General features: G+C 44.4%; 26 protein-coding genes. 4 read left to right on the top strand and 22 right to left on the bottom strand.

Going from position 1 to position 24,095, the window contains the following annotated elements:
* Positions 1-68 precede the first annotated feature (68 nt).
* Positions 69-1,754, top strand: a complete 1,686-nt coding sequence (locus ACJJH9_RS04345) for an ABC transporter permease (protein WP_444924428.1) — start codon at positions 69-71, stop codon at positions 1,752-1,754.
* A 6-nt stretch (positions 1,755-1,760) separates the two neighbouring features.
* On the opposite strand, the gene ACJJH9_RS04350 is transcribed toward ACJJH9_RS04345, so the two are convergent.
* From ACJJH9_RS04350 to ACJJH9_RS04440, 19 genes are all read right to left on the bottom strand, one after another.
* Positions 1,761-2,867 (bottom strand): ABC transporter ATP-binding protein, encoded by a 1,107-nt coding sequence (locus tag ACJJH9_RS04350; protein ID WP_444924429.1) that lies wholly within the window; start codon positions 2,865-2,867, stop codon positions 1,761-1,763.
* A gap of 325 nt (positions 2,868-3,192) precedes the next feature.
* Positions 3,193-3,504 carry a hypothetical protein gene (locus ACJJH9_RS04355; protein WP_444924430.1) on the bottom strand — a complete coding sequence of 104 codons (312 nt, stop codon included), beginning with the start codon at positions 3,502-3,504 and terminating at the stop codon, positions 3,193-3,195.
* A 189-nt stretch (positions 3,505-3,693) separates the two neighbouring features.
* A complete protein-coding gene (locus ACJJH9_RS04360; RefSeq protein WP_444924431.1) occupies positions 3,694-4,371 on the bottom strand; it encodes a DUF6629 family protein in 678 nt (225 codons plus the stop codon).
* A gap of 309 nt (positions 4,372-4,680) precedes the next feature.
* Entirely contained in the window at positions 4,681-5,175 is a 495-nt protein-coding gene (locus tag ACJJH9_RS04365) for a DUF2165 family protein (protein ID WP_444924432.1), read from the bottom strand.
* Between the two features lie 37 nt (positions 5,176-5,212).
* Positions 5,213-5,746, bottom strand: a complete 534-nt coding sequence (locus ACJJH9_RS04370) for a DoxX family protein (protein ID WP_444924433.1) — start codon at positions 5,744-5,746, stop codon at positions 5,213-5,215.
* Positions 5,747-5,794: 48 nt separating this feature from the next.
* Positions 5,795-6,385, bottom strand: a complete 591-nt coding sequence (locus ACJJH9_RS04375) for a TrmH family RNA methyltransferase (RefSeq protein WP_444924434.1) — start codon at positions 6,383-6,385, stop codon at positions 5,795-5,797.
* 559 nt (positions 6,386-6,944) lie between these two features.
* Positions 6,945-7,322, bottom strand: coding sequence for a hypothetical protein (locus ACJJH9_RS04380; RefSeq protein WP_444924435.1), 378 nt, complete (start codon positions 7,320-7,322; stop codon positions 6,945-6,947).
* 907 nt (positions 7,323-8,229) lie between these two features.
* The gene (locus ACJJH9_RS04385) at positions 8,230-8,634 is read right to left on the bottom strand and encodes a DUF4259 domain-containing protein (protein ID WP_444924436.1); all 405 of its coding nucleotides are present in this window, start codon (positions 8,632-8,634) and stop codon (positions 8,230-8,232) included.
* Between the two features lie 97 nt (positions 8,635-8,731).
* Complete coding sequence (locus ACJJH9_RS04390) at positions 8,732-9,346, bottom strand: LysE family translocator (RefSeq protein WP_444924437.1); 615 nt, start codon at positions 9,344-9,346, stop codon at positions 8,732-8,734.
* A gap of 78 nt (positions 9,347-9,424) precedes the next feature.
* Positions 9,425-9,802, bottom strand: a complete 378-nt coding sequence (locus tag ACJJH9_RS04395) for a hypothetical protein (protein WP_444924438.1) — start codon at positions 9,800-9,802, stop codon at positions 9,425-9,427.
* Positions 9,803-11,017: 1,215 nt separating this feature from the next.
* Positions 11,018-11,704, bottom strand: coding sequence for an SDR family NAD(P)-dependent oxidoreductase (locus tag ACJJH9_RS04400; RefSeq protein WP_444924439.1), 687 nt, complete (start codon positions 11,702-11,704; stop codon positions 11,018-11,020).
* Positions 11,705-11,781: 77 nt separating this feature from the next.
* On the bottom strand, positions 11,782-12,285 hold the full coding sequence (locus tag ACJJH9_RS04405; RefSeq protein ID WP_444924440.1) for a GNAT family N-acetyltransferase: 504 nt from the start codon (positions 12,283-12,285) through the stop codon (positions 11,782-11,784).
* A 596-nt stretch (positions 12,286-12,881) separates the two neighbouring features.
* Complete coding sequence (locus ACJJH9_RS04410; RefSeq protein WP_444924441.1) at positions 12,882-15,353, bottom strand: ABC transporter permease; 2,472 nt, start codon at positions 15,351-15,353, stop codon at positions 12,882-12,884.
* On the bottom strand, positions 15,347-16,042 hold the full coding sequence (locus ACJJH9_RS04415; RefSeq protein ID WP_444924442.1) for an ABC transporter ATP-binding protein: 696 nt from the start codon (positions 16,040-16,042) through the stop codon (positions 15,347-15,349). Before ACJJH9_RS04415 ends, ACJJH9_RS04410 begins: the two co-directional genes overlap by 7 nt.
* 204 nt (positions 16,043-16,246) lie before the next feature.
* Positions 16,247-16,717, bottom strand: a complete 471-nt coding sequence (locus ACJJH9_RS04420; RefSeq protein ID WP_444924443.1) for a hypothetical protein — start codon at positions 16,715-16,717, stop codon at positions 16,247-16,249.
* Positions 16,718-16,805: 88 nt separating this feature from the next.
* On the bottom strand, positions 16,806-17,189 hold the full coding sequence (locus ACJJH9_RS04425) for a hypothetical protein (protein ID WP_444885742.1): 384 nt from the start codon (positions 17,187-17,189) through the stop codon (positions 16,806-16,808).
* Positions 17,190-17,221: 32 nt separating this feature from the next.
* Positions 17,222-17,506, bottom strand: coding sequence for a hypothetical protein (locus ACJJH9_RS04430; protein ID WP_444924444.1), 285 nt, complete (start codon positions 17,504-17,506; stop codon positions 17,222-17,224).
* A 631-nt stretch (positions 17,507-18,137) separates the two neighbouring features.
* On the bottom strand, positions 18,138-18,551 hold the full coding sequence (locus ACJJH9_RS04435; protein ID WP_444924445.1) for a zinc-ribbon domain containing protein: 414 nt from the start codon (positions 18,549-18,551) through the stop codon (positions 18,138-18,140).
* A gap of 585 nt (positions 18,552-19,136) precedes the next feature.
* Entirely contained in the window at positions 19,137-20,366 is a 1,230-nt protein-coding gene (locus ACJJH9_RS04440) for a flavin-containing monooxygenase (RefSeq protein ID WP_444924446.1), read from the bottom strand.
* Positions 20,367-20,405: 39 nt separating this feature from the next.
* On the opposite strand from ACJJH9_RS04440, the gene ACJJH9_RS04445 reads away from it, so the two are divergent.
* The 3 genes from ACJJH9_RS04445 to ACJJH9_RS04455 all read left to right on the top strand — a co-directional run bounded on the left by ACJJH9_RS04445 (position 20,406) and on the right by ACJJH9_RS04455 (position 21,445).
* Positions 20,406-20,621 (top strand): hypothetical protein, encoded by a 216-nt coding sequence (locus ACJJH9_RS04445; RefSeq protein WP_444924447.1) that lies wholly within the window; start codon positions 20,406-20,408, stop codon positions 20,619-20,621.
* 102 nt (positions 20,622-20,723) lie between these two features.
* Positions 20,724-21,020: a hypothetical protein gene (locus ACJJH9_RS04450; protein WP_444924448.1), complete on the top strand. Its 297-nt coding sequence runs from the start codon at positions 20,724-20,726 to the stop codon at positions 21,018-21,020.
* Between the two features lie 32 nt (positions 21,021-21,052).
* Positions 21,053-21,445, top strand: coding sequence for a transposase (locus ACJJH9_RS04455; protein WP_444924449.1), 393 nt, complete (start codon positions 21,053-21,055; stop codon positions 21,443-21,445).
* 164 nt (positions 21,446-21,609) lie between these two features.
* Here ACJJH9_RS04455 and ACJJH9_RS04460 read toward each other — a convergent pair whose 3' ends face one another.
* The 3 genes from ACJJH9_RS04460 to ACJJH9_RS04470 form a co-directional block, all read right to left on the bottom strand.
* The gene (locus ACJJH9_RS04460; RefSeq protein ID WP_444924450.1) at positions 21,610-22,125 is read right to left on the bottom strand and encodes a DUF1993 family protein; all 516 of its coding nucleotides are present in this window, start codon (positions 22,123-22,125) and stop codon (positions 21,610-21,612) included.
* A 124-nt stretch (positions 22,126-22,249) separates the two neighbouring features.
* Entirely contained in the window at positions 22,250-22,765 is a 516-nt protein-coding gene (locus tag ACJJH9_RS04465; protein WP_444924451.1) for a hypothetical protein, read from the bottom strand.
* Positions 22,766-22,840: 75 nt separating this feature from the next.
* Positions 22,841-23,245, bottom strand: a complete 405-nt coding sequence (locus ACJJH9_RS04470) for an ester cyclase (RefSeq protein WP_444924452.1) — start codon at positions 23,243-23,245, stop codon at positions 22,841-22,843.
* Positions 23,246-24,095 lie beyond the last annotated feature (850 nt).

The following is a 24,095-nucleotide window of genomic DNA, read 5'->3' on the forward strand; positions in this document are numbered from 1 at the left end:
CTTATTCGAACGGCCCTGTCGAGAGACCAGGGCCGTTCTTTTATAATGAGCTTTTGATTTCTTAATTCATGCTAAACCGAGCGAATTTATCAGCGTCGCGCTGGCTGCTACTGGTAGCTACTATTTCCCTACTGGTAGCCCTGCCAGTGCTATCTATCTTTTGGTTGGCATTTTTCCCTGAAGAAAATATCTGGCCGCACCTGTTAGACACGGTGCTGTTTCACTATGTGTCCTCCACATTGATTCTGGCTGGTGGTGTCGGTTTAGTAACGTTGATAGCAGGCGTGGGCAGCGCTTGGCTGGTGAGTATGTGCCAGTTCCCCGGACGCCGGTTGTTCGAGTGGGCGTTGCTACTGCCGTTTGCAGTTCCCGCCTATGTGATTGCCTACGTCTATACAGATTTACTGGAGTATGCGGGTCCAGTGCAAAAGTCCTTGCGGGCTTGGTTTGGTTGGCAGACGGCCAGGGATTACTGGTTCCCTGAGATCCGCAGTATGGGTGGGGCGATTGCCATGCTGTCACTGGTGCTCTTCCCCTATGTGTATATGCTCTCGCGCGCGGCCTTTATCGAACAGTGCGGCAGTATACGGGCCGCGAGCCGGTCATTGGGCTGCACGCCCTGGCAGAGCTTTTTGCGCGTATCCCTGCCAATGGCACGCCCGGCAATTGCGGTGGGCTTGTCACTGGTGCTGATGGAAACCCTGAATGACTTCGGCACTGTCGATTTCTTTGCCGTGCGTACCTTGAGTGTCGGAATTTACGATACCTGGCTGAGCCGCGGTAATTTAGGAGGCGCGGCACAAATTGCCTGTAGCACCCTGATTTTTGTTGTTCTGTTAATTACGCTGGAGCGAATGGGGCGGGCGAGACAGAAGCACTTTGTACAGTCGCCAAATTCTCAGCGTGAACGTTATGTATTGTGCGGTTGGCGGGCTGGCGTAGCTCTGTTGTTCTGCGGGTTACTGTTGGTGGCCGGTTTTATTATTCCCCTGCTGGTTCTGGGAGGATACGCACTCAGTAACTTTTCCAGCTATTGGAGCGAAGATTTTATACAGATCGCCAGCAATAGCTTGTTGCTGTCTATTGCAGCGGCACTGGTTTCTGTATTGCTGGGCTTGCTGTTAGCTTACGGTAAGCGGCTGCAACCCAAGAGGTCTGTGAAGCTTTTGGTCGGCTTTTCCAAGCTGGGTTATGCAATGCCCGGGGCGGTACTGGCGATTGGTGTCCTGATTCCACTGGCCGCATTTGATAATGCCGTCGACGCTTTTTTACGTGAGCACTTCGATATTTCCATAGGGCTACTGTTAAGCGGCAGTATTTTTGCCATTATTTTTGCCTATACGGTGCGCTTCCTGGCGGTATCCACGGGGGCCATAGAATCCAGTCTGGAGAAGGTAACCCCATCAATGGACAGGGCTGCCCGCTCCCTGGGGCGCAATAGCTGGCAAACCCTGTGGGCCGTGCACCTCCCCTTGGTGCGTACAGGGCTGCTAACGGGTGGCTTGGTGGTCTTTGTGGATTGTATGAAAGAACTGCCGGCAACTTTGCTACTGCGCCCCTTTGGCTTTGACACCCTGGCGACCTATGTTTACCAGTTTGCTTCCGATGAGATGCTGGAGCGCTCGGCCCTGGGGGCTTTATTGATTGTCCTGGTGGGATTGATACCGGTAATTTTGCTGAGCCGTTCCATTGGGTGGCGTAGAGGTGAGGAGCGCACAGCCCTGGCGAGCTCTGAAGCGCCCGCCCTGTCTTGATAGCTGCTATCGGGCCTGGTCAAACACCAGTGCAGAGGAGAGGCGTAGGGGAATTTTATCACCGGGAGCGGCTTGAACATTTGCATTCAAAGCGGCCTCGACAGTTTCCCCTTCGGCTAACTGGAAGCGATAGCTCACTTGATTGCCGAGAAAATTCTTTTCCACAACCTGGGCCATAACCGCACTGGGATGTTCGCCTGCGGCAATATCCTCACTGCGCACAAACAGTTCGAGCCTATCTCCACTTTCGTATGCAGCTGTTGGCATATTTACTTCCCCTAATGGGGTGCTGATTAGGTCATTGCCCAGGACAGTGCCGGAGATAATATTCCCTTCACTAACGATTCTCGCAACCGCCAAATTCTTTGGCTTCTGATAAGTATCCTGTGGGCTGTCCCACTGCTGTAATTGACCTTGGCTGAGTACTCCCAGCTTGTCTCCAGCAATAAAGGCCTCGTGGCGGTCGTGGGTAACAATAATCGCAGGGATCTTCTCTTCGCGCAGTATATGGCGGACTTCGGCGGCGAGACTGCGGCGCAGCTCGGTATCCAGGTTAGAGAAGGGTTCATCCAGCAGCAACAACTTGGGGCGCGGTGCCAGTGCCCGAGCCAGAGCGACACGCTGCTGCTGACCGCCGGATAGTTGGTGCGGATACTGTTGCCCAAAACCTTTCAGGCGTACTAGCTGTAGCAACGACTGGGTACGAGATTGCCGTTGGCCTTTCGGCATTGACTGGATACCGAAGGCAATATTTTGCTCAACGGTGAGGTGTGGGAAGAGGGCATAGTCCTGAAATACCACCCCAATTTTCCGCTGCTCCGCTGGAACCTTTACTTTGGGAGAAGAGATTACTTCTCCAGACAGTTGAATATTCCCTGCAACGACTGGCTGAAATCCAGCGATGGCGTGCAGTAGGGTTGTTTTGCCGCAGCCGCTGGGGCCCAATAAGCAGGCAATCTCCCCGGCCTGTAAAGCAAAGGAAACTGATTCGATAACCACCTGCTCGCCGTAGCGGCACTGCAGGTTTTCTATGGAGAGTATGGGGTGCACGGGTTTTCCGGTAGTTTGGATTTTAAACACATCGGGCAGCGTTCGGGTGTAGTTGCTGATCATAGTTATCACTAAGCTAGCCGGCAACCAGTCCCGTGTGAAGCATACTATTAGCAGCCCAGCGGAGGCTTCTTCTGATTGGAAAAGAGTTGAGTGTTTTTTAAGCAGGTGGGTTATTATAACACCTACCCTAAACCTCATATGCCAATGTACCCTTTCTCATAGAGAATAAGTTCTTGCCTATCCCAGAATCACAGTGGTCAGCTGAATAGAATCAATATCTAACTGTAAAATAAGCCGACCCAAATCAGATTGTACCATCAGCCTCGGTATAGATATCTTGAACCGCCTAATGCTTGTTGGTAAAGGTTTACTTTAGTGCTTTGCTTTACTGCCAACCATGTTGATCATTTTTAGAGCTTCCTCCGAACAATCGCTTAAAAAGCTCGGAAAAAATACCTGCAACGATATCCTCTTTGTTGATAGAGTCTTTTTCTCGTAGCTTCTCTGCCTTTCTGTCCAGCTGTTTGGCCATGGAATAATTATTGTTTACTCTGGCGTCTTCAGCCTGTGCTTCTAGTTCATTAGCTTTGGCATTTCTCTCATATATGTTAGCGGTAGAAACACACCCGGAAATAAATATAACTGACAGAGTGAAAAACAATCTTCTCATACTCGGCGAAACAAATTTGAGATTCATAATATTTTTATGGCCGGTGTTGGCTGGTATAGTGTTGTTTGCACTATACCATAGTCTGATGCAGTAACGCGTTATGTGATGTTGAAAGCAGGCATCAGGTCAAAAGCATAGCATCCTTAGATCCTTAAAAAACTCCTTGCAGGTCTTTCCCTTTACGCCGTGGCCAAATTAGCTTTGCCTCTACAATTATCATGCCTGTTTTTTAATCTTTGCTTTATAATCATTCATTAATAGAAAATAAATCCATAAGGTAGATAATGCAGCAAAGAAACACCAGGTTGATACCCACGTTTCACGCTGTGTAAAGTAGATGATAACGCCGAACAGCATGACAAGTGCCCAAAATTTCCTAAAAACTTGGTTGCTTGATAATAAAAATAAAAAACCTAGTGAAGAATAAATAATGTGTCCTGCTGTAATGGAAAACAAGCTGCCATCGGACAGTATGTAACATAAGCTATGCCCACATACGCTGGTTTTTACTAAATGTCTTGGTCCTGTTTCCAATAGGACGGGTGTCCAAAGATATAAGCCAAAAACAAAGCCTATGATGATTAATGTGATAAAAAAAATCCTTTTCCACTTTTTTGTTTCAAGGCTAAAGGCTACGGTTGGTATCCAGGCAAGCCAAAAAAGCAGAGCAAAAAACAAATAGAAAATGGAGGCTGCGGTTGTCAGTGATGTTAAATTTCCGTTGTATCCAATCCATACCACACCTTCACTCGCTTGTTGTAACGCGAAAAAGATAGGGGTAATCGCAAGCAACAAATAGGTTTTATCATTTTTTATAGCGTGTCTTGTACACAAAGCACCACCAACAAGAAGAACAGCTGCTGATCCGAATGATGCTGTGGCTGAAAAACACATAATGGTTTTCTCTGTATGTGAAATATTGTCATTTAAGCCAGAGTCCTAAAGCTTAATGAACTATATAACAATAGCCTTAACCTAAAAAATAGGTTGAAATTCTCTGTTTTGTACTAAGATTTTTAATTAATCTGGAAGGGCTGAGCCAATCTCAACGCCGTCATTTCACCCGGTGGGTGAGATTGAAAAAACCATCAAAGATGCGTCGAATTTGTCTATGGGGATCAATACTTATGCAGATAAATTCTATATCGGATGAGGGCAACTAGTTGCTTAGTGGTGTGTCCGTTGTTAATCGGCAGGAGTTTTTTAGGCATCTGTTTCCTTATCAGTTGTAGTGAGGTATAAGAGCACGATGCCAATTATGACAACTAAGCGAAAAGCAGCTTGTTGTCCATTCCACATATTGGATTGCCACATCAGGAACCACTCTCCGCCAATGGTTATGAATCCTGAAAACCACAAAACAATACCCAGGGTTAATCCGAGTATTGCGAAGCCTTTGGCTTTATTAAATAGATTTGGTTTTTTTGCCAGCTTTAATAGACGGAAACCTCCTAGCCAACAGAAAATTGCAATTAAAGCCTCTATAAAAATTATGAATCTGTATACCAAGTGATAAAGCAAGGTGGAGTTTGTAGACCGCCACATACCCTTGTTATTAGAGGATATAGTATCCATCTTAAGGACATGGTAAACGAACTGATAGTTGGTATCATAATCAGTAAGGTTATTGAAGACCACTATTGAAGAGAAAAATGCAACTGCCCAGACGAGAGCAACTTTTGAAAGTCTTGTATACATTATACTTTAAATTGTTAAGTTAGTGGTGCCTTACGCCTCAATTGGGCGCTGCTTCAGCGGTCAGCCGCATTGATTTGTTCTGACTTTTTACACATAGGAAATACGCCCATGCAATTAATATAATTTGTAGTGGTTCACGTATTAATAAATAAACAGGTCCCCATTGATGTCCTCCAAGACCAGTATCGTTAAATGCCGCATAAATATTTGCCGGGAAGAAAATAACGAAAACTACAATTGCAAGTCTTGCAGCAAGTGGCTGATATCTTGGGGTAAAAAGAGCTATACCTATCAATAGCTCAATCAATCCAGTGAGATAGACTAATGCTAAGCGGAAAGGAATCCAAGGCGGTAACATTTCTACCATTTCTACCATTTCTACCATTTCTACCATTTCTACCATTTCTACCGTTTTAAATAGGTGTCCAATGAAAAAGAAGATAAAGGATATTCCCAGTCCCCAACAGGAATACTTGGTAACGTTCAGAGGTCTGTCATTAAACTTTGAATAAAAAAAGGCGATGCCCAAGGGGCTGACTAACAGTAAAAGAATAATTGTAGGAGTTACCATAAGTCTCTCATGAGGTTATAAAGCTATAGTCAACCATAGCTTACTTTGTTAGGTGCGACGATTGGCTCGCTTATACTTTTCCTGGTACTCGCGGCGCTGCTTGGTAACTTCATACAATACAATCCCAGAAGTTGTTCCAAGGTTTAAGCTTTCTATCATTCCAAACATTGGAATAGATACGCAGAAATCGCTATTTTTGACTGCAAGATCACTGATACCTCTAGATTCGTTACCAAACCATACTGCTAATCTTGGCTGAGTGTAATCGGCCTCATGCAATATAAAGTTGTCTTTTCCTTTTACATGCGGAGAGGTAACAATCGAGGTAAATCTGTTGTTCGCCAAATGATCCAGGCATTCTTCGGTACTATCAAATCGCTTTACAAAGCTCCATTTGATTGCTGAGACAGACGGTTTTGAGAGTGATTTCCTTTCTCGCATTTCCTGCCATTCATCAGGCAATGAGTTGCGTGGATCAATAATATAGGTTTTTTCGACGCCTAAAGCATTGACGTTTCGAATGACTGTCCCTATGTTCTTCATATCCATCGGGTATTCAAGAACACATATTAGATTTTTACAGCGATAAGGCTTAATTTGATTGGCTCTTTTTCGAGCGTCGCTTTTATCAACTTTCATCTTCTTGAAGATCTCAGATAATTTATTCAGACCTAACGTTGCCAGCAGGAAGCCGAAGTGGGACGTTGTTTGTAGCATAATAGGGATACAGGTCCTTGCACAAGAAGGTGTATAGCTTTGGGCGTTGAATGGACCCCATTGTTAAGGTTATTCACAAATTACGGTACCGGCATTGTATGGAGTAAAACTGAAAGTACATTTATCTGATATGCATTGCGCAATGACATATGAGCCCCAGCCACAACCATTTCCTATATGGCTCACATAATAATGGCACTAATTGGTCACTGTACCGTCACATTTGCTAACTTCAATACTTTCACCATCATAGTTATACCGTGACACATAGGAGAGATATTGCAATGCAATAGTTCTTACAACTGAATACTCCACTCCCGAAGATTCAATTTGAACCTGAAACTTTGGCTCCGGCTTTCTCTGCTCTTTGGTACTTGTACAGGCTGAAAGCAATAAGACAATTACTACCAATATCGTTCGATACATTGCTGTCTTATCGTCAACAGAGGCCTAAAGGGCCGGAACAAGCTACCTGCGAGTGTTAGGGCGAGATACCACAGCGTTTCACCAATGGAGGATTATATGCTTTTGCCTGCATAACATACCTCATGGAGCTTTCCATCGCTTCCTCTCTTGCACGCTCGCTTAGCCCATAAGATTTCCAGTTTATAGTGTCTTCAGAGATAGATTGTTGTCTTCGATATTCATCGCAGACATATTTCTCCAGAGTTTCTGAAATAGTTAAATTTTGATTTTTCTGGGACTCGGAGAGTAAATCAGTGATTGCGACCATTGCTCTACCTCGGATTGTTAATGCACTCGCATCATGATGAATCCGCCACTGATTAGCCATAATGAAGTATGATGCAGCACTTCCTATTGCGATACCCGATAAGAAAATCACTATTTTTGATTTCATTGCACTAACACCCTGGGTATGCCGCAGATCGCACAAAGCATGGGCCGTCTGGTGGAAGCCACGTAGTGACTGGAACGAAATTCATCGTATTGTCATTAGTTTTACTACAGATCATCTGAATTCCCAATTGCAGTGCATAGGCAGCACACTTCTGGTTTCCACGATACAGAAATTTATGGGGTGAGCTCTTCTTTTTTCCATATTCGTACAACGTCCGCCGTACAGGCGAGCAGCTCGTTACGAGCCCAGCGACGTAGTGCATGATTGTGTCGGCGCTCCAAAATTATCGATGGTTTTGGAGAGTCGACTTATTCTGGATACCTTAAGGCCTCATGCTGCGTTGCGTTGCGTTGCGTTGCGTTGCGTTGCGTTGCGTTGCGTTGCGTTGCGTTGCGTCCGGCAGCCTTGACTTGTTATTTTTACTTGTAGTGTGCACATATAGTATTCACTTTAACTCCTTTTGAGAAAGTTACTCTATGACTGATATTTGCTACCTCTACCGATGGACTTAAATTGAAGTATTGATTTCTGCTTTGCCAAGCACTCATGGGGTAACACTTAGAAACACGTTCAAGGTCACATAGAACTTCAAAAGGTTCGTTTGAGCTTACTCCATTGCAACCTTCCTTTCCGAATTCGCACAGTTCGGATTTATAGAACATTGCCTTGTGAGTAGGTGGGTGTTGCTTAAGGCATAATTTTTCATGCTTCTCAATTGGCTTCTCATTCTTCCTGAATGTGAAACTATCCGCGAAAGCACAAGAAGAAAATATTAAAAGCAATACTATAATTCTCATGAATTTCCCTTGAAAACATAACGCTCGGCACACCGGTGTAGTAAAACTGGTGACTTTTGTGTACAAGTATAAAGGTGACAGATTTTTCGGAATCTGTGTGCTACTTTTTGTTATGCGCTGATTCTTTCAATGACTGCTTCTACTTCACTTTTCCAAGCGTCGAGATCTTCAGTCTCTCCCCAAAGCTCGTTGAGCTCGGATTCTTCACCCAAGATAGCATTTGCTGCTTTGACAGCTTTCTCTATTAGTTCTTTTGATGGTTCAATGCTGTTTTTGGACACCCATTTATCAACACTTTCGGTATAGCTATCTTTCTTGCCGAAATGGCCTTTCACACGGGCTAGTGTATCAATAGCGGCCAATGCTTCGCTTCCTATATCAGAATCGATGTAATCGTCTTCGAATACAGCATTGATAGCACTCTCTATCACTGAAAGATCAGAACTTTCTACAAGTGCATAAGTCCAATCACCAGCAGAATCGTTATCGAAATTTCCTACTCCCCAAGCACCCATTTTCTTTCTCCTTAGTTAGTTTATTGACTGCGCAGAACACTTGCCTATGGGGTTCCTTAGGCGTCCCACGAGCGAAGCGAGGAACACTATGCTCTTGTTATGCTTTGGTTGCAAGGACGGTACCAGTTCCAATCATAGTTGCACCGGCAATACGGTTAAGTGTCTTTTGCGAGTGTCTGTTATTTAATGCTTTCTTTGCTCGTATTGCTGTATATCCGTAGAATAGTAAAGTTGAACCCAACACTATTGCTGCCATTGAACTTATCGCCAAAACATCTATGGCTAAAAGTGTTTCTAAGTTCATAAATGTTGGTAAGAATACAAGGTAGAAAAAGATTACTTTGGGGTTTCCTAAGGTTATGAAGAGGCCAGCGAAGAAACTTTCTCGTTGAGAAGTTACTTTTGCTGACTCAATCTCTGCTATATCTGGCTCGGATGACCAGAGTTTCCATCCTAAATATATAAGGTATGCAGCGCCAAAGTATTTAATCAGTATGAATAACCAATGTATTTTTTTAGCTACTGCACTTAAGCCATAAATTGCAAATAGCAGGAAGATAATATCTCCGACAACGATACCTAAAACAACAATGGAAGATTCCTTCATTCCAGATGTTAGTGCTCTTGCGATCGTTGCGAAAACCCCCGGGCCAGGAGTAATAGCAAGGAGCAGCATCGCTCCAGAAAAGATAAGAAGTGAAGTTAATGACATAGTTCCCTCAAAAACACAACGCTGCGTTCAGTCGCAGCTTTGGATGTCGAGCTGCAACGTCTTGAAATGTTTGTCCAGTTAATCCTTTTGCACCCAAACCGTTAGAGTTTCGCCTTCCTCTGATTGGGAGATTTCGGATACGTAATCGATCTCATCAACGTTAATGTAATGAAATTTACTTTTGGCTATTTCTAGGTCCCTTTCGGCCATATTCCTATATAGAACGTCCATGTTTAAAATAGTAGCGCCGAATCCAGATCTTCTTTGAAAATGGAAGGCGCCCAAATAAATGGGCTTTCCCGGCTCAACAGTAAATTTTGTTGAAAAATTATTAGAAGACCAAAAGCTAGCCATACCACTGTTCGATTGCCAAGAGTATATTTCATACTCTCCAGCCTCTAACTCTGAAACATAGACATTTCCTCTCAATCCCGGCTTTTCAATATCCCACTCCATCATTCCTGGCGGGATTAATGCTGCGTTTGAACCTAGAACAAAAGTAATTGGTTTATTAGAGCCCTTTTTTCTTAAAAATATTTAATATTCTGCAAACGAGCCTGTGTAGGATAAAGATGTGATCACCACACCTTTGCCGCTCTCCGCCGACAAGTAATACTCTTTTGGTACATTTACTTTTAAATTTCCAGATGTGCACGCCTGAAGTAAAATGAGGCTAAAAATACATATTATTTTTTTCATAAATGTTCCTTGAGACATAGCGGTACGCTTCAAAGCTGACGTTAAGCATTTTGCTCTTTTTTGTTTCGTAATCGACTTGCATTGATTTTACAGTTGAGGCCACTTGGTGACTATTGCATCAAATACGTTTTTCATCTCTTCGAGTGTGTTAAATGGAAATCCCCGATCCATAGATGGTGCAATTTCACATCGCTCCAGTGAATTACCTTTGAGCCTTTTTTTGTGTCTCAATAATGTCATCATCATTATCTGCTTCACGCTAAGTAGGTAGGCAAAATATTATAGTGAGAGCTGAAGGCGAAAAATTATTAGCCTTTATCTCGAGATTTCTTCAATAATTTCTTTGATAGTCATTACAATTTCAACATATTGCGGCTTAATAACCCGAAACTGAATCGTAGTGAAGCGGAGTGTAAGCTTTCGGGCGCCAAATGTACGTAGTTAATTGACTTGTTAAATGTACTTATGTCAAACATGTAGCGTCCCCTTGGTGTACAAGCTGGAATCATCAGAATAGGTATTACCTACGACTTGCTCCATATTTGTCATATTGTGCTTGTAGCCAAAAGGCAGCTTACAATGATGTTCACTAACTACTGAAGTACGTATTTGGCCAGCTTGCTTATCTAGCCAAGAATAAAAAACTATGGCTGAACCACTACGTTTCCGCTTGTAAATATCAGCACATTTGCCCAAAAAATATTGAACAGAATCATACTCCCACTCACAGAGTAAGCCCTGGTTAAAGTCAAAAGAAAATATGTTTGAGGTTGCCTCTTCATTAATTTAAGCGGCAGAAACAATCTCAACTTCTGTTTCTAGATCTTTAAGGTATCTTTTAAATGCGCTATACATGTTTATGAAATTTAACGCCTGCATCACTGCGACTTTTATGGTGGATGATTTTTTCGATAAAGTGGCTTGCTCACTCGAAAATAGCACACGCTATAAAATGGCCGGTGCACGCCCTTGCTAGCTCTCGTGTTTTTGTGTGAGCGTTATATCTCCCAAATCCGTGTCTTTGTTAGATTGCATTACAAAGTCGACTGCTCTGACTATATCTTCTACTGGTATTGGAATAATGCCAGCTAATTCACCGGACTCGATATCAGCCAGAACTTCATCCGTTCCAACAAGACCTGGGTTTATCGTAGTAAATCCGATGCCTTCATTTTTATAGCTAATTCGAAGGGAGTGGACTGCTCCACGGAGTCCGAACTTAGAGGCGCTATACGCAACTTCGGATGTGGTGGATGAATCAAGCCCTGAAGTAGCACCTATAAATACCGCCCGTGGATTTTCAGCTTTACGGAGATTATCTAGCAGGCCTTTTACAATCTCAATAGGAGCTATTTGGTTTACATTAATTACGGTTTGAGTTTCGAAATAAGAGGTTCTTTCAAAGTCATATTCTTCAGTGAATGCGTTATGTTCCCAAACACCTCCCATAAATAAGAGACCATCTATAGCTAGCTCAGATACTGTGTCCAGTACCTTTTCGATGCCATTTGGTATTGAGATGTCAGCCTCTATCCATTTACCCACTGTTGGTGGTGTTCTTGAGACAGAAATAACATTGTCTCCTTTTGCGTCGTAGAATTCGGCAACCGCCAATCCAATCCCACGACTTGCTCCTACAATAAGAAGATTTTTGCTCATAAGACAATCCTTATCGCTAACGCCCCAATAAGCCGAAGAAAGAAGTGTAGCGTATTGAAGTCGGATTAATTGGCTTGCTAGACTGATTTATGCAATGCATAGATATCTCTACTCAAGCCATCATTAAACTTTTCCCGCCTTGTTTTTTTGCCACCTAGCCTTTCTACTAAGGCTCGCGCAGCAATATTCTCATCATTCATATAGGTTTCAACTACATCCCATTTAAACTCGTTATAAGCGTACAATAAAGCTGCATTAGATGCTTCTGTAGCTATACCTCTCCCGCGCCCTTCAGGTATGACCCACCAAGTAAGTTCTCTTGGCCAGTCTTTACCCTGCCAAAAACCACACGTTCCAATATAGTTATTGTCTGATTTTAACTGGATTACCCAAACACCAAAACCCAGCAAATGCCATGATCCCAGGTCGGCTTTCAATCTAGTCAAAACTTGTTCTTTATTAATAGGTCCGCCATACATTTTCGATGCTTCTTCGTCTGTATAAAATTTCTCATATGCATCAAAGCACTCTAGGCTTGGCGGAACCAATTTAAGCCTTTCAGTTTCTATTGTTGGTATCATACTTTTTATTTGAGCATAACGTTGACAGCAAGGGCAGCTCAGTCTCAGCAATCTTGCCTAGCTTGGTTATAGCTGGTACGCACTGAATCGCTTACATTCTTCCTGTCAGACACTGTCCGATAAAATTTTAGGGAAAATACCATACTTTCCCCACTAATTAACTATCTGATTGACACTTTACAATGGGGCAGCTAGCTTACAGAACTTATTAACTTAAAACGAAGGCACTAGCATGAAACTGCGGTGCTCGCTTGTAGCAAAGTTCTTTGGAGGAAAGTGTTCAGGTAGAGATTGGTACTTACAACAACTGCAAACCATCTAAAAAATGATCTCCGCAATAACGCTGTCCCATGGAGGCCCAAAGTGAATTTCCCGGCCTTTTTATGAATAGCTACTTGTTGCTGTCCTGGATAATAAGCGACTCTATATCTCTGCCACTACTGTATAGAAGACAATGCCGCCCACCCGGATGATTGAGGGACATATCTCTCTTCGACAGTTTGTTTAATCCACCGACAGCCCTTTGGGCTCAAAATATTCGGTGACGTTATTGGCCAAATCCTGCAGATCTTCCACCAACAAAATTGAACTTGTATTCAGCCTCCGTTCCTTAACAGGGCCCCAACGGAAAACTTTAAACTGCTGCGATTGGTTATCATGCCAGCGCTGCACACCACCAATGCACTGACAAGTAAAGTAGCCATGATCCATAACCAATCTGGCTTGTAATTAATGCCAAATTGAGACTGATAGATCAATTGAGCTGTAAGGTTGGTACCTAAAATAGCCCCCACGCTAGCAATTAAAGAAGTCAGCAACCACTCGAACAGGCTTAGTTTACAGCACGCAAGACGTGATTGGCCAAAGCTGATCAGTAAAGCGTTCTTTTTACGCTCATCAGCTTCATAGCCTTTGACCGACGCACTGATCACCAGCAGTGCCAGTAAAATAATCATCAAACTAAATCCAGATACCAGCTTAATCACCATCGACAAAGTATCGTCAAAGCGTTGCGTCAATTCGCGCACCGAGATTAACCGCAATGATGGGTGACGCTGCCAAAGCTCTGCCAGCTGACCCCAAGCAGTGTCCGCAAGCTCAAGGCTACCCATATAAAGTGGCGGTGTTTGAAGCTGGTTCTTGGTGCTTTGTGGCACATTAAACCAAAAGGTGATGGAACCTTTGCCAGGCACGTATTTGTGACTGGCTTTGATTTCAAAGTTCAAAGATTGCCCCGCAACTTCAAACTGTAATTGGTCGCCGAGTTTCAACCCCATATCAGTCATGACTTCTTGCTCTACCGATACTTGTTGCCAGTCGGCATCTCGATCTTGCCAGCGTTGGCCTGTCACCGTTTGGTTGTTGGTTGCTTGCTGAATACTGAAATGCAAGCGGACAGGCTTTTGTAAACTAGCCAAACTTTCGCTGGGGCTGGTGGCAAATTCCGCCAACGTCTGGCCATTGATATGGCTTAACTGCCCGTACCAAAACGGCTTTAATTGGCGAATGCCACTGCCAGTTTGTGCACTCCACTGGCGAATGTCTTGCACCTGTTGTTCATTGGCCTGGGTGATGATCAGATTACCATCGTGCTCGCGGGTATAGCCTTCCATGGTTTGGCCAATGTCTTTCATCAAACTCAAGGTGAACAGCAACAAGGTGGCACACATTCCAATGCCCAAAATTTGAATGGATTTGCTAAGTAATCGCTGTTTCATCATATAAAAACCAAAAGCTATCATACCCATTGCATGGCTCGACACCGTATGGCCCAAACTCAGTACCAACCAAGTCAATACCATCATCAGTATCAAGGTCGCTGCCATAGCGGATAGCGTCATGGCCGTGAGCAGACCGTTGTCGGAGTAAACAAAAGCCACCGCAGCCACACTGATTAACGCAAATCCATAGCGAGGCAATAAGTGATTCGGACTCGACATTTGGCGAATCAACTGTGCCGGGGTTACTTTGGCCATCACTAACCAATTGGGAATTTGGAAAATTGCCAATAGAGCCAACAATAGCGCGTAACTGCTGAGGAAATCTGTCCATACCCAGGTGGTGGTTAGGTCAGCAAACTGTGTCTGCATCTGCTGCAAAATTAGGTATTCGGCCCCCCATGCCAAGGCGGTTGCCGGAATTAGCCCTGCAATGACGGTTAATAGCCATTGACCAAATGATAAAGCAAACACTCGGGGTTTATCGCTGCCCATGGCCAGACACACCGCCACAAAACGCTGCTGGGATAACAACTGACGTCGACCGGCTTGGTCGATGGCAATGGCCGCCATCAAAAACAACAGTACCGATGCTAAGCCCACAAAATTCTCAACCCGTTGCCAAAACATTGCCAGCGGATGGCCACTGTTTTTGTCATAAAGCTGTGCAGTTACTAGCTCAGTGGTGGCCCATTGTTTTAGGGTGTTCAGTTCGCTTTTATCCCCCGTAAGTAAATAGCGAAAGTGGGCATTGTTGGCTTGTATCAGTGAAAGGTCATCTAGATGCACCAATGCCCGCATCGCCACCGAATGGCCTTCGAGCAGACGGTCGGGTTCATGTTGTACCAAACCTGTGAGCTTTAATTGTCCATGTCCCATATCTAAGGGTTGGCCAAGGGTAAGCTGCAGCGAAGCAAACAATCGGTTATCTACCCAGATTTCACCGGATTTAGGCCCATGGCTCAGGGATTGTCCTTGTCCATCCGTCTCAAACGCCACTTGCACGGTGCCTTGCACTGGATAATGATCATCCACTGCTTTTAACTGCACCGCTTGCCAATGGTGATCATGGGTCAAGGTTACGTTCACCAGCTGGCTCACGCTCAACTGCTGCGCATGCTGGTGCAACTTGTTTAGTTGCGCATCGGTTAGGGCTTGATGCTGAGAAATTACCAAATCGCTGCCGAGCATTTGCTGCAAATTATTGGCCAAATAAGCCTGAATGGAACTGCTGGTTAAACTGAGCGTTAAAATGAAGAACATCAAACTTGCTTGGGTCCAGCGAATTAAGCGCGCATCCCCTTGATGGTATCGCTGGCGGAATAATTGCCACACTAATAAAATCAGCATAATGCGCCTACCATAGACGTAGCTTGGTAGCGCGCCTTGACCGTTAATTTGCCTTGACCCAATTGCAGTAAAGTATCGGCCTGCTGCGCTAATTCCATCGAGTGAGTGACGAGTACCAGCCCCGTGCCGCTTTGCTGACAGCAATCAAACATCAATTGCGCGATATGTTGCGCGGTTTTTTCATCTAGGTTACCCGTGGGTTCATCGGCAAAAATAAATTGCGGCTGCATGACAAAAGCACGGGCAATGGCCACCCGTTGTTGCTCACCACCGCTGAGCTGTTGTGGTTTATGACACATTCGCTCAGCTAGCCCCACTTTGTCGAGCCATAATTTGGCTGTGGTTAATGCACGTTTATCGCCTTTTAGTTTTAAAGGCAGCGCGATGTTGTTTAAGGCATTGAGTTCGGGTAACAAATGAAACTGCTGAAAAATAAAACCTGAGCTTTGACGCAGGCTCTTTAATAGCTGCGGCTTACCGTTTTTCTGGAATTGCACTTTGCCAGAAACGGGAGGTTCAAGACCCGCCATTAACAGTAATAAGCTTGATTTACCTACTCCAGAGGGCCCCACAATGGCATAAGACTGACCACTGTGCAGTTCAATATTTAAATCCTCAAACAGGCTGACCTGTTGTTTGGCCAAGGCAAAGCGATGGTCAATTTGCTTTAAGTGAATACTGCTAGACATGGCTAGCTCCTTTAAAGAACTGGTTGAGCATCACTTTAAAGAAGCAGAGGTGAAATGAAGGTGAAATCAGTAGAAACAAGTTGCTAAGTTGTCAGAGTACAAGTAGTGAGACTTTATGTTGTTTGATAACGCCTAGCTTATCAGTGAGGGTAACGAGTCCAATAGAGGCTGCTGATCGGAACGTAGTGCATCTGCTTGTTAAATTTATTGCTTGGAACTGCCTTTGACCGTGAATTTTTTTGTTAGCTTACGATCGGTGAGTAAATTTAGGTTTTCAGCGTAGTAATTTTGATCAATAGATAACACCCAGATGGTACCAGAAAGATTAATGGTAGCTTTAAGAGGAAATGTCACCGAGAACCTCGTTAAGATTGCTTTAGCTTCAACTCCATCTTGTGGTAACGCACCAGTCAGCAGTTCTGGTTCACCAGTGCATTCAAGCTTTAAAAGTTGAGAACCTGGTTGCTGATTATAAAGCTCTGTTTCTACATCCTTTACTACAAAGCTACGATAATCCGTTCCCAGTCCTAGCCACTCAATCATATGAGTGCTTTTATCTGCACAGTCAAAACCCGAGATTTCAATGTGCTTACCTTTGTTAATGGACTCAATAGACTCTGCCAGTACCGACATACTCAATAGTGTAAATGTTATAAGTTTCAGAATCTTTAGCACGATATCTCCGTGAATTTAATGCCCGTCGCAAAGGCGAGCAATTTGTTGTGAGTCCAGCGCAAGAAGTGCGTGCATATGCCGGCTTTCGTTAGAGAAGTAGCGCACTACCGGCACTGATATGAAACGGTTCTCCAACAACCTCAACTATTTCTGGGATAGGAAAGTTGTTACCACTACAGTCTATTTCTATGTATTCAACCATTCCTGATTTTCCAGAGAATATTAGGATCTCTAACGTTTTACCTGCTTCTGCAAGATTAAAGTTTGCTTCAAAAATTACACCATATTTACCTGGAACTGCAATGGCCTTGGTGAAATCCGGGACCAGAACTTTGAAGCTATTACATCCGCACTGACAGAACTCAGAAAACACGGCTTTGTCGAGATGATTCTTTAGCGCTTGTGTATCAGGGAACTGACATCTCTCTAAAATGAAGTTAATCCAATCCCTTGCTCTGTATTCGTTATTCATAGTTTCTCTAACATTGACTGCATTGTGTATCGTTAAGGTTTGTAACCTGAAAGCTCCACAATTTTTTCTACACGAGCCTGCTCCACTGGAACATCAAAACGCTCTAGCCAGCTATACGAAAACGGCAAAATCAATTCACAAAAATCAACCGTACTATTTTTAATTAAAAAAATGTATTTCTCGCTAATTGAAAGTTGTAAAGAATCACGGCTCTGTATATTTAATTTTCTTCCCAAATTTCCTTTAAGCCAATGCTTGACCGAAAGTTGGTATTCATACTCATCTTTTGCGTTCAGATCGTACTTTCCTGAAACCACTTGGGCAACAATAACTCTGGGGCGCTGATTCTAGAATTCCTCTATGCAAATTGGCGGATCACGCTCGGCACATTCCCAGCTGTAGCAGGTGCTGGAACAAAGAAACAAAAATATTGGTAGTAGTTTCATAGTGCTTTAACGTCCGCGGAGGCCCGCTGGGCCTTAGCATCCTGCTTGCGTTTGTTAGATTTAGTCGAAGCAAATAGCATGGTTTACCATACCTAGCTCGACATTTGCCCAGCGACCACAAGGATTATTGGAGGTAGAGCACTGACCCATGGCAAAAACGTTGCCAGCCTTACTCTCCGAAACCCTACATTCACCCTGGCATTGTGAGCTACTTAGACAGGATTTTCCGGCATCTGAATAGTTAACGATGCACATTCTAGTACCGGACATACATACAGGACGAAGCTCCCCACCAACCGCGAGGCACTGTTCTGCTGTTTCAATTGCATTGAGTCTGGCAAGTTCTTCTTGCTTATCTTTAGAAAGCATCCACTGCTTCATAGCAAATAATATCAAGATTACTAAAACAACGGTTGATAATGACTTGACCATGGCAATCTAACGTCTGCAAGAAACGTGAGCGTTGTGAGTCGAGGCCGATAGGCCGGTTTGTTTGCGTTTGTTAGCCAATTCTATCCACTATAGTTTGATCTTTGATATATCCCAATTGAAATAGCTCTAAGGCAATTCTTTTAATCTCAGATGTCTCTTTTGCATTACGACCTTTTTTCACACTAAGGATCTGATATCTCTTTTGCATCAGCTTAATGTTCTGATCATTTTTTCTGCAGTCGACGCATTTGGTACAATCGGCATCAACATAAAACCCCAGCCCTTCAAACCAGTGCTTCTGCTCGTTAGCAAAAAAAATAAACCATCGCCTGCATTGAATACAACAGCGTTCTATATCTACGTAAAACTTACGCGGAAATATTGAATAGTTCTGCCTATCAATATTTGCCGGGATAGCCGTTTTGGGGAAAACACTATCTTTATCAAGGCTCCAATGAGCAGACGCAGCCATTTCAGCCGTCATCTTGCTTCCGGAGTATATTGGTTTGGAACCATATCGTGGATGATCTACGTACTCTCTGTATCTCATTTTACGCTTCTTTGACATTAGTTTTTGGTTAACGCCCAGTTAAACGGCTCGCGCTTGTGCGAGTCCGGCGATCAAAGGGAACGTCTGCTGCGGTTTGTTAATTACTTTGTATAAGAGCATAAGGAATTAGGACTGTTGCAGCCAAGGCTCCCAGTAAGATTGGAATCAGGAAAACCCAAGCTATAGGCCGCCACCAGTCACTCCATATAATAGAGCCCTCTAAATGGTTGATAGGTCCATAAGTTAAAACAATAAATAGTCCTAAATTGGTCCACACCCATAGCATTACCAGCAGTGCCGTGGAGGCAGGAGACAAACCTATAAAAGGAAGAAAAAAGGACACAACTAATAACCACCTATATGGATAAAGCTTAAGTGCAACCTTTGTATAAAAATCAGTAAATAGTCTCATAGTGTGTACAACAGTCAGCGCCGAGTTGATCGGCGTGTTAATAGGGCACTTCTCGGTAGCGACCATGCTGCGCGGCGGAAGAAAAGCGCCCGGTGACTCGTCCGCCGTTAGGTCGCAGTAGTTCCAGAACCCATTTGGCGCAGGATAGCATCAGCACACTCGAATCCCCATAGGCCAAGGCTCAGCCCCCCGTTTACCGAAAGGTCGAATCCAGGGAAGAATAGGGTGGACTCAACGATGCTAAGGCTACGGCCATCGGTCCGAGGCATTAGGCGGGACATCTCGTCATTCCATTCTAGGAATCTTGCTGGCTCCTCGAACAAGTCATCTAACCCCGGCTCCATTCCAGTAGCAAATACGACCAAATCAAAATCTTCGTGGCCATTTTGGAAGACGGCGCCCCTCTTGCTCAATCGTTGCAGGGGGTTCTCTTTCGCATCAATTACTTTGATCCGTCCCTGGTTTATCGCTTTTACGGTGCCTTGATCCATCCACGCTACTCGGCCGTGCAATGAGATTTGGGTCGCCGGGCCCGAATCCGGCGGATGGATTCCATACTCGCTCATATCGATTGAGAAGGTAGAGAGGAACCTGTCCTTCTTTGCGAGTTTCTCCCGAAACGCTGGGTGAGAGCGCGTATAGGCGTGCGACTCTTCAATGTGCTTTGAAGTGAACCCGGTCTTGAGGAACCGCGCAACACGGGCAGCGATTCCCAGGCCTCTCAATGACAACACATGGCGCGGGCCTCGGATGAGCATCTTGACTTCGCGGGCGCCACCCTCAGCGAGATCCAAGGCGATTTCTGCGGCAGAGTTTCCACTTCCGATTACAAGGGTTCGCTTGCCTTTGAACGGGGTCGCATTGTGATACTGTCGACTATGTATCGCCGTTCCCCCGTATTCGCTTAAGCCATTAAGCTTCGGCCAAATTGGTTTCCGATTGGACGCCGTGGCAACTACCAAAAACCGTGATCGGAATTCCGACTTAGAGCTCCTTATCGACCAGCGCCCGGCGTCCAGAGCAATTGACGAAACCTCCGTGTCTGCCACGATATTGCCGAGCAAGTTGTGGCGTGCTGCGTATCGTTCGAAATATTCGATGAGGTCGTCTCTCGGAAGGAACTCAGGGTAGTCGCGGCGAATTCCACCGTCATCGGGCAATTCGTGAAACGGCGTGTGAAGGCGGATCCGGTCATAGTTCCCACGCCAGAATCCTCCGCATCCTTCCCCCTTCTCTAAGATGGCCAAGTTGGTGAGACCTGCGCTCTTCAGTCGGGCGGCACAGGAAAGTCCGGCGAATCCGGCTCCAATCACTACTACAGCGTGCTCGTTATCCATCGGACGCCTCCAGCTGATGGTCGAAGCGGGGGAGCACTTATGTCACCTAAACGCCTCAATAACCGGCAGCAGGCTCGGAGCGAAGCGCAATATAAGCTGTCCGGCGCCGCAGGCGCGAAGTTAATTGACTTGTATGGTTGTTCTTGCCCGATTCTGATGTTGAAAATCCTTTTCGCTAACGAGTCAATTGAGACCCACCTTCAGCGGCCACCGAAGGCCTTGTTTATCACAGTTCGCTGCCTGGCAGGTCCGTAAAAGACCGATAACAAGTATGAACGTGAAAAGCACTCACTAGGCATAACTCGAATAGCCATGTGGGCCTTGAGCCCGAATAGCAAGATGGAGATGGCTTATCTTATGGAACCTCAAGAGATCAATGTCGGTATTTATTCCAGTAGTAAACAACTCGATATTTATGTGAGATCTACTGGCCAATTCTTTAGTGTTAACAATGCCAAAAATGGCATTAAAGATGCCATTAAACAACTACAACCTCTTAAACCTCAGAGCGTATTAATAGAGTCTATTGAAAGACGCGAATTAGAGTTTGTTTGCGCCGCAGATAAAGCAGGATTACCTATTGTCGCTTGCAATCCGTCTCAGATAAGAAGCTTCGCTAAATCCGAAGGACGCCTCGCCAAACCGACGGGCTAAATGCAATTGATATTGCACATTCTGGTGAGGCCATGAAGCCAAGACTATCGGCGCTAAAGCCAGAAAAACTCAGGGAGATCAGTGACTTACTGACTTTAATAAGCCAGTGCTTAGAGATGAGCACAATGCAAAAGAATCGACTTCAGAGGATGCCTAGGTCAGTACTCAAACCTATACAGACCATTCTAAACACCATAAAGAAAGAGCTACAAGGTATCGACAAGCAACTGGATAAACTGGTTAACAGTGTGCCTGAGTGGCGGCAAAGGCGCGACCTACTGTTGAGTGCTAAAGGGGGCGGAAATGTATTGGCTTATACGTTGATGAGTGAGCTTCCCGAGGTAGGAAAATTGAACCGTAAAAAAAACGCTGCACTTGGCGGTATCACCCCGATGAACCGTAATAGTGGCAGCTTCCAGGGTTAGCCCTATATTCGAGGCGGACGACATCGTGTGCGTACAGTCTTATTTTTTCTATGATGTCGGCAATACAATGCACCCTAAATGAAAACCAATGTATGAGCGCCTAGTCGCTGCTGGTAAACCAAAAAAGATGGCTTAAATAATTGACTAAGGACCATAGTCACTTGTTATGCCACCTTAACCAAGGGAGCTACATGTGCCATATAGTTTACCTTTCCCAAAGGAACCCCTTTCATTCGCATGATGTTGTAAGCAGAAACCATATGAAAATAAAAGTTGGGGATTAGAAATTCTTGAATGTAATCCTTCCCCTCTAACTCAAGATATTGATTTCCACCAAGGTTTATTCGCTTTAGTTCTGACAATTTTGAATCTCTTAGCTCCGAATCTTGAAGTTGAGATTTAGTTCGCTCAATTAGGTTCTTAGCTACGGTTAAGGACTCAATTTTAGGAGATAGATTATCGGATTCCTGATTTTTGCACCAAAGCGAGAAATTGTAAGGCTGATTACATGCGTAGGCGATCTGTGTGCCAAAAGGAAGCATGTCTTCAATTAGTCGAAAATCCAATATGGATTCTGACTCCTCATGGAAGTGCTGTTCAGAAATTTCAAAAATATGACCAAGAGTCGTTAGTCTAGACGAAAATAAATCGACTAAGCTCTTAGTTCTTTCCTTTGACATTGTATTACCTCCTTAACAGTGGAAAATATAACGCCCAAAGCACTGGCCGGAACGTAGTTGGTTGATTTTGTGCTATTAAAGCACAAAATAAAGCGGCGCAGTGGAGGTCAAGTGCATTGCTTTGTCAGTTTTTTGAATCGCAAAATGATAGCTTATTGCGTAAAACCAAACCAATAATCCCATTAGGATCTGAAGAAAGCTCGACGATTGATTGTTTGTTATCGCCGATTGGTATTCGATGACACGGATTAGACTGGATTTGATCATTTTTCCGATATAGAAAATACAGTTGAACTGAACCCAATTCAACAGGTATCCATGAGTCATTAAATGTAAATCGATCCCCTATTTCAAAAGTACTCTTGATTGAATTCAATACCAAGAAAGTTGAGTCGATACCTCGATTCAGATCTTGCAATCTCTCCCACGCTGGAGAGTCACGCCACTCAATAGGCTTTGCGTTATATGAGCTAATTTCATGTGTCATATCTGCGTACGCGATGCGGCCTGAGATTTTCTTAGCAATAACAATGTCAGTGGCATTATTTAAATCAACGCTTAAATTCTTATGATCATATTCAAACGAAATGGCTCGCTGAGAATAAAGGATGATTAATAAGGTTAGATATATAACGTTCATTGATCGAAGCCCGATGAAAACTAACGCCTTGCAGCAGAGGTCGGCACGTAGCGACGGTCCTGCTGACTGCGACTGTTATATTTCGTTTTTCTTGAGCTGGTTTTCAAGGCTCTTTAAATCACCCAGTACCCATACATCAGAGATTCGATCACCTTCAAAGGTAAACAAGGCACACCCATTCCAAGTTACGCGTTTATGTGATGGTAAAAAGCCCATAAACTCATCTCTATGAAATCCGGTAAAGGACATCTTTGCAAAAACCTTGTCTCCCTCTTCTACGAGATCTTCAATAATGCATCTGTAATCACCCAGCGCTTTGTGAACCATATCGACATATTCAGCGAAACCTTTGTGACCTCGCTTTTCCTGCCCCAATGATCCTCTAAAGGAGAAGCTCTTATGCAGGATCGATGGCATTGCTTTCTTATCGTGGGCATCCCAAAGAACCTCATAAAATCTTCGAACTTGATTTTTATGCACTAGTCATCCTCAGAAACATAACGAAGCGGCGTGTAAGCTGTCGGGCACCAAAGGCGCGTAGTTAATTGACTTGGTACGCCCAGCATGAGCGTGAACTAATGGGGTGAAAGTCCCCTGTAGGAGGATCACCATTTAATGGATTCCATTAAATGCTAACTACTAGCGAATGGCAACTGCAACACTGTGAGGTCTTTTGGGGAGGAAGCCGCTAGCAAAACTACGAGCTGACGAATAGAAACATCCTATAAGGCTTAGCCTGGATGCGAGGTGGAAAAGGACATCGAAGCCATGTGGCTAATGGGCCGAGCTAATGATGTAGTCGTGTATTGAAAGTTCACGTTCTTATCTGGAGGGGTCTGTTTAGCTTGCTACTGTCTGCGTGGCCCAGCAGTCACAATAAGACCTAATCCGCCAGTCTCGATTCAGTAAGCCCACTTTATAGCCTATGTAGATCTCAAGCCGATCGGTGCCATTTCTCAAAAGACGCAGCCTATCCTTGAGTGGCTGGGCATCTCAGCAAAACACTGGCTCTATCTTAATCGGAATTTTGAAAGTCGCTTCAAAGGGCTGGTGGGATCAGCAGAGGTTGTACGGTAAGCCTGTATTCAGCTCAATAAACGTTGGGTACATGGCTTAGGGGACTGCCAACGTTTCCTTTCGGCAAGCCCTTCCTAATTCCCACCCAGCCTTTCGAAACTATTCCTTCCGGTTGGCTAAAATCACGCAACTTTCAAACCTAAATCATAAATTTTCAGTATTTCACCTTGCTCGATACCAGAGCAGGAGAAATGGCCGTTAAAGTGGAAGGCCCGTACCGCTTCCGGTGTCATATTTCAATCTGTGGGTGTCC

The sequence above is a fragment of the Microbulbifer mixtoriginis (SeqCode) genome (assembly GCF_052466715.1).

Bases quoted from the DNA above. Each gene is read 5' to 3' on its own strand.
- ACJJH9_RS04345 (WP_444924428.1), top strand. From the start codon at position 69: ATGCTAAACCGAGCGAATTTATCAGCGTCGCGCTGGCTGCTACTGGTA.
- ACJJH9_RS04465 (WP_444924451.1), bottom strand. From the start codon at position 22,765: ATGAACGTTATATATCTAACCTTATTAATCATCCTTTATTCTCAGCGA.
- ACJJH9_RS04370 (WP_444924433.1), bottom strand. From the start codon at position 5,746: ATGGTAACTCCTACAATTATTCTTTTACTGTTAGTCAGCCCCTTGGGC.
- ACJJH9_RS04390 (WP_444924437.1), bottom strand. From the start codon at position 9,346: ATGTCATTAACTTCACTTCTTATCTTTTCTGGAGCGATGCTGCTCCTT.
- ACJJH9_RS04445 (WP_444924447.1), top strand. From the start codon at position 20,406: ATGTCACCTAAACGCCTCAATAACCGGCAGCAGGCTCGGAGCGAAGCG.
- ACJJH9_RS04365 (WP_444924432.1), bottom strand. From the start codon at position 5,175: ATGTATACAAGACTTTCAAAAGTTGCTCTCGTCTGGGCAGTTGCATTT.
- ACJJH9_RS04350 (WP_444924429.1), bottom strand. From the start codon at position 2,867: ATGATCAGCAACTACACCCGAACGCTGCCCGATGTGTTTAAAATCCAA.
- ACJJH9_RS04395 (WP_444924438.1), bottom strand. From the start codon at position 9,802: ATGGAGTGGGATATTGAAAAGCCGGGATTGAGAGGAAATGTCTATGTT.
- ACJJH9_RS04440 (WP_444924446.1), bottom strand. From the start codon at position 20,366: ATGGATAACGAGCACGCTGTAGTAGTGATTGGAGCCGGATTCGCCGGA.
- ACJJH9_RS04385 (WP_444924436.1), bottom strand. From the start codon at position 8,634: ATGGGTGCTTGGGGAGTAGGAAATTTCGATAACGATTCTGCTGGTGAT.
- ACJJH9_RS04405 (WP_444924440.1), bottom strand. From the start codon at position 12,285: ATGATACCAACAATAGAAACTGAAAGGCTTAAATTGGTTCCGCCAAGC.
- ACJJH9_RS04355 (WP_444924430.1), bottom strand. From the start codon at position 3,504: ATGAATCTCAAATTTGTTTCGCCGAGTATGAGAAGATTGTTTTTCACT.
- ACJJH9_RS04415 (WP_444924442.1), bottom strand. From the start codon at position 16,042: ATGTCTAGCAGTATTCACTTAAAGCAAATTGACCATCGCTTTGCCTTG.
- ACJJH9_RS04455 (WP_444924449.1), top strand. From the start codon at position 21,053: ATGAAGCCAAGACTATCGGCGCTAAAGCCAGAAAAACTCAGGGAGATC.
- ACJJH9_RS04460 (WP_444924450.1), bottom strand. From the start codon at position 22,125: ATGTCAAAGGAAAGAACTAAGAGCTTAGTCGATTTATTTTCGTCTAGA.
- ACJJH9_RS04375 (WP_444924434.1), bottom strand. From the start codon at position 6,385: ATGAAAGTTGATAAAAGCGACGCTCGAAAAAGAGCCAATCAAATTAAG.
- ACJJH9_RS04425 (WP_444885742.1), bottom strand. From the start codon at position 17,189: ATGAATAACGAATACAGAGCAAGGGATTGGATTAACTTCATTTTAGAG.
- ACJJH9_RS04435 (WP_444924445.1), bottom strand. From the start codon at position 18,551: ATGACGGCTGAAATGGCTGCGTCTGCTCATTGGAGCCTTGATAAAGAT.
- ACJJH9_RS04400 (WP_444924439.1), bottom strand. From the start codon at position 11,704: ATGAGCAAAAATCTTCTTATTGTAGGAGCAAGTCGTGGGATTGGATTG.
- ACJJH9_RS04380 (WP_444924435.1), bottom strand. From the start codon at position 7,322: ATGAAATCAAAAATAGTGATTTTCTTATCGGGTATCGCAATAGGAAGT.
- ACJJH9_RS04410 (WP_444924441.1), bottom strand. From the start codon at position 15,353: ATGCTGATTTTATTAGTGTGGCAATTATTCCGCCAGCGATACCATCAA.
- ACJJH9_RS04360 (WP_444924431.1), bottom strand. From the start codon at position 4,371: ATGTGTTTTTCAGCCACAGCATCATTCGGATCAGCAGCTGTTCTTCTT.
- ACJJH9_RS04450 (WP_444924448.1), top strand. From the start codon at position 20,724: ATGGAACCTCAAGAGATCAATGTCGGTATTTATTCCAGTAGTAAACAA.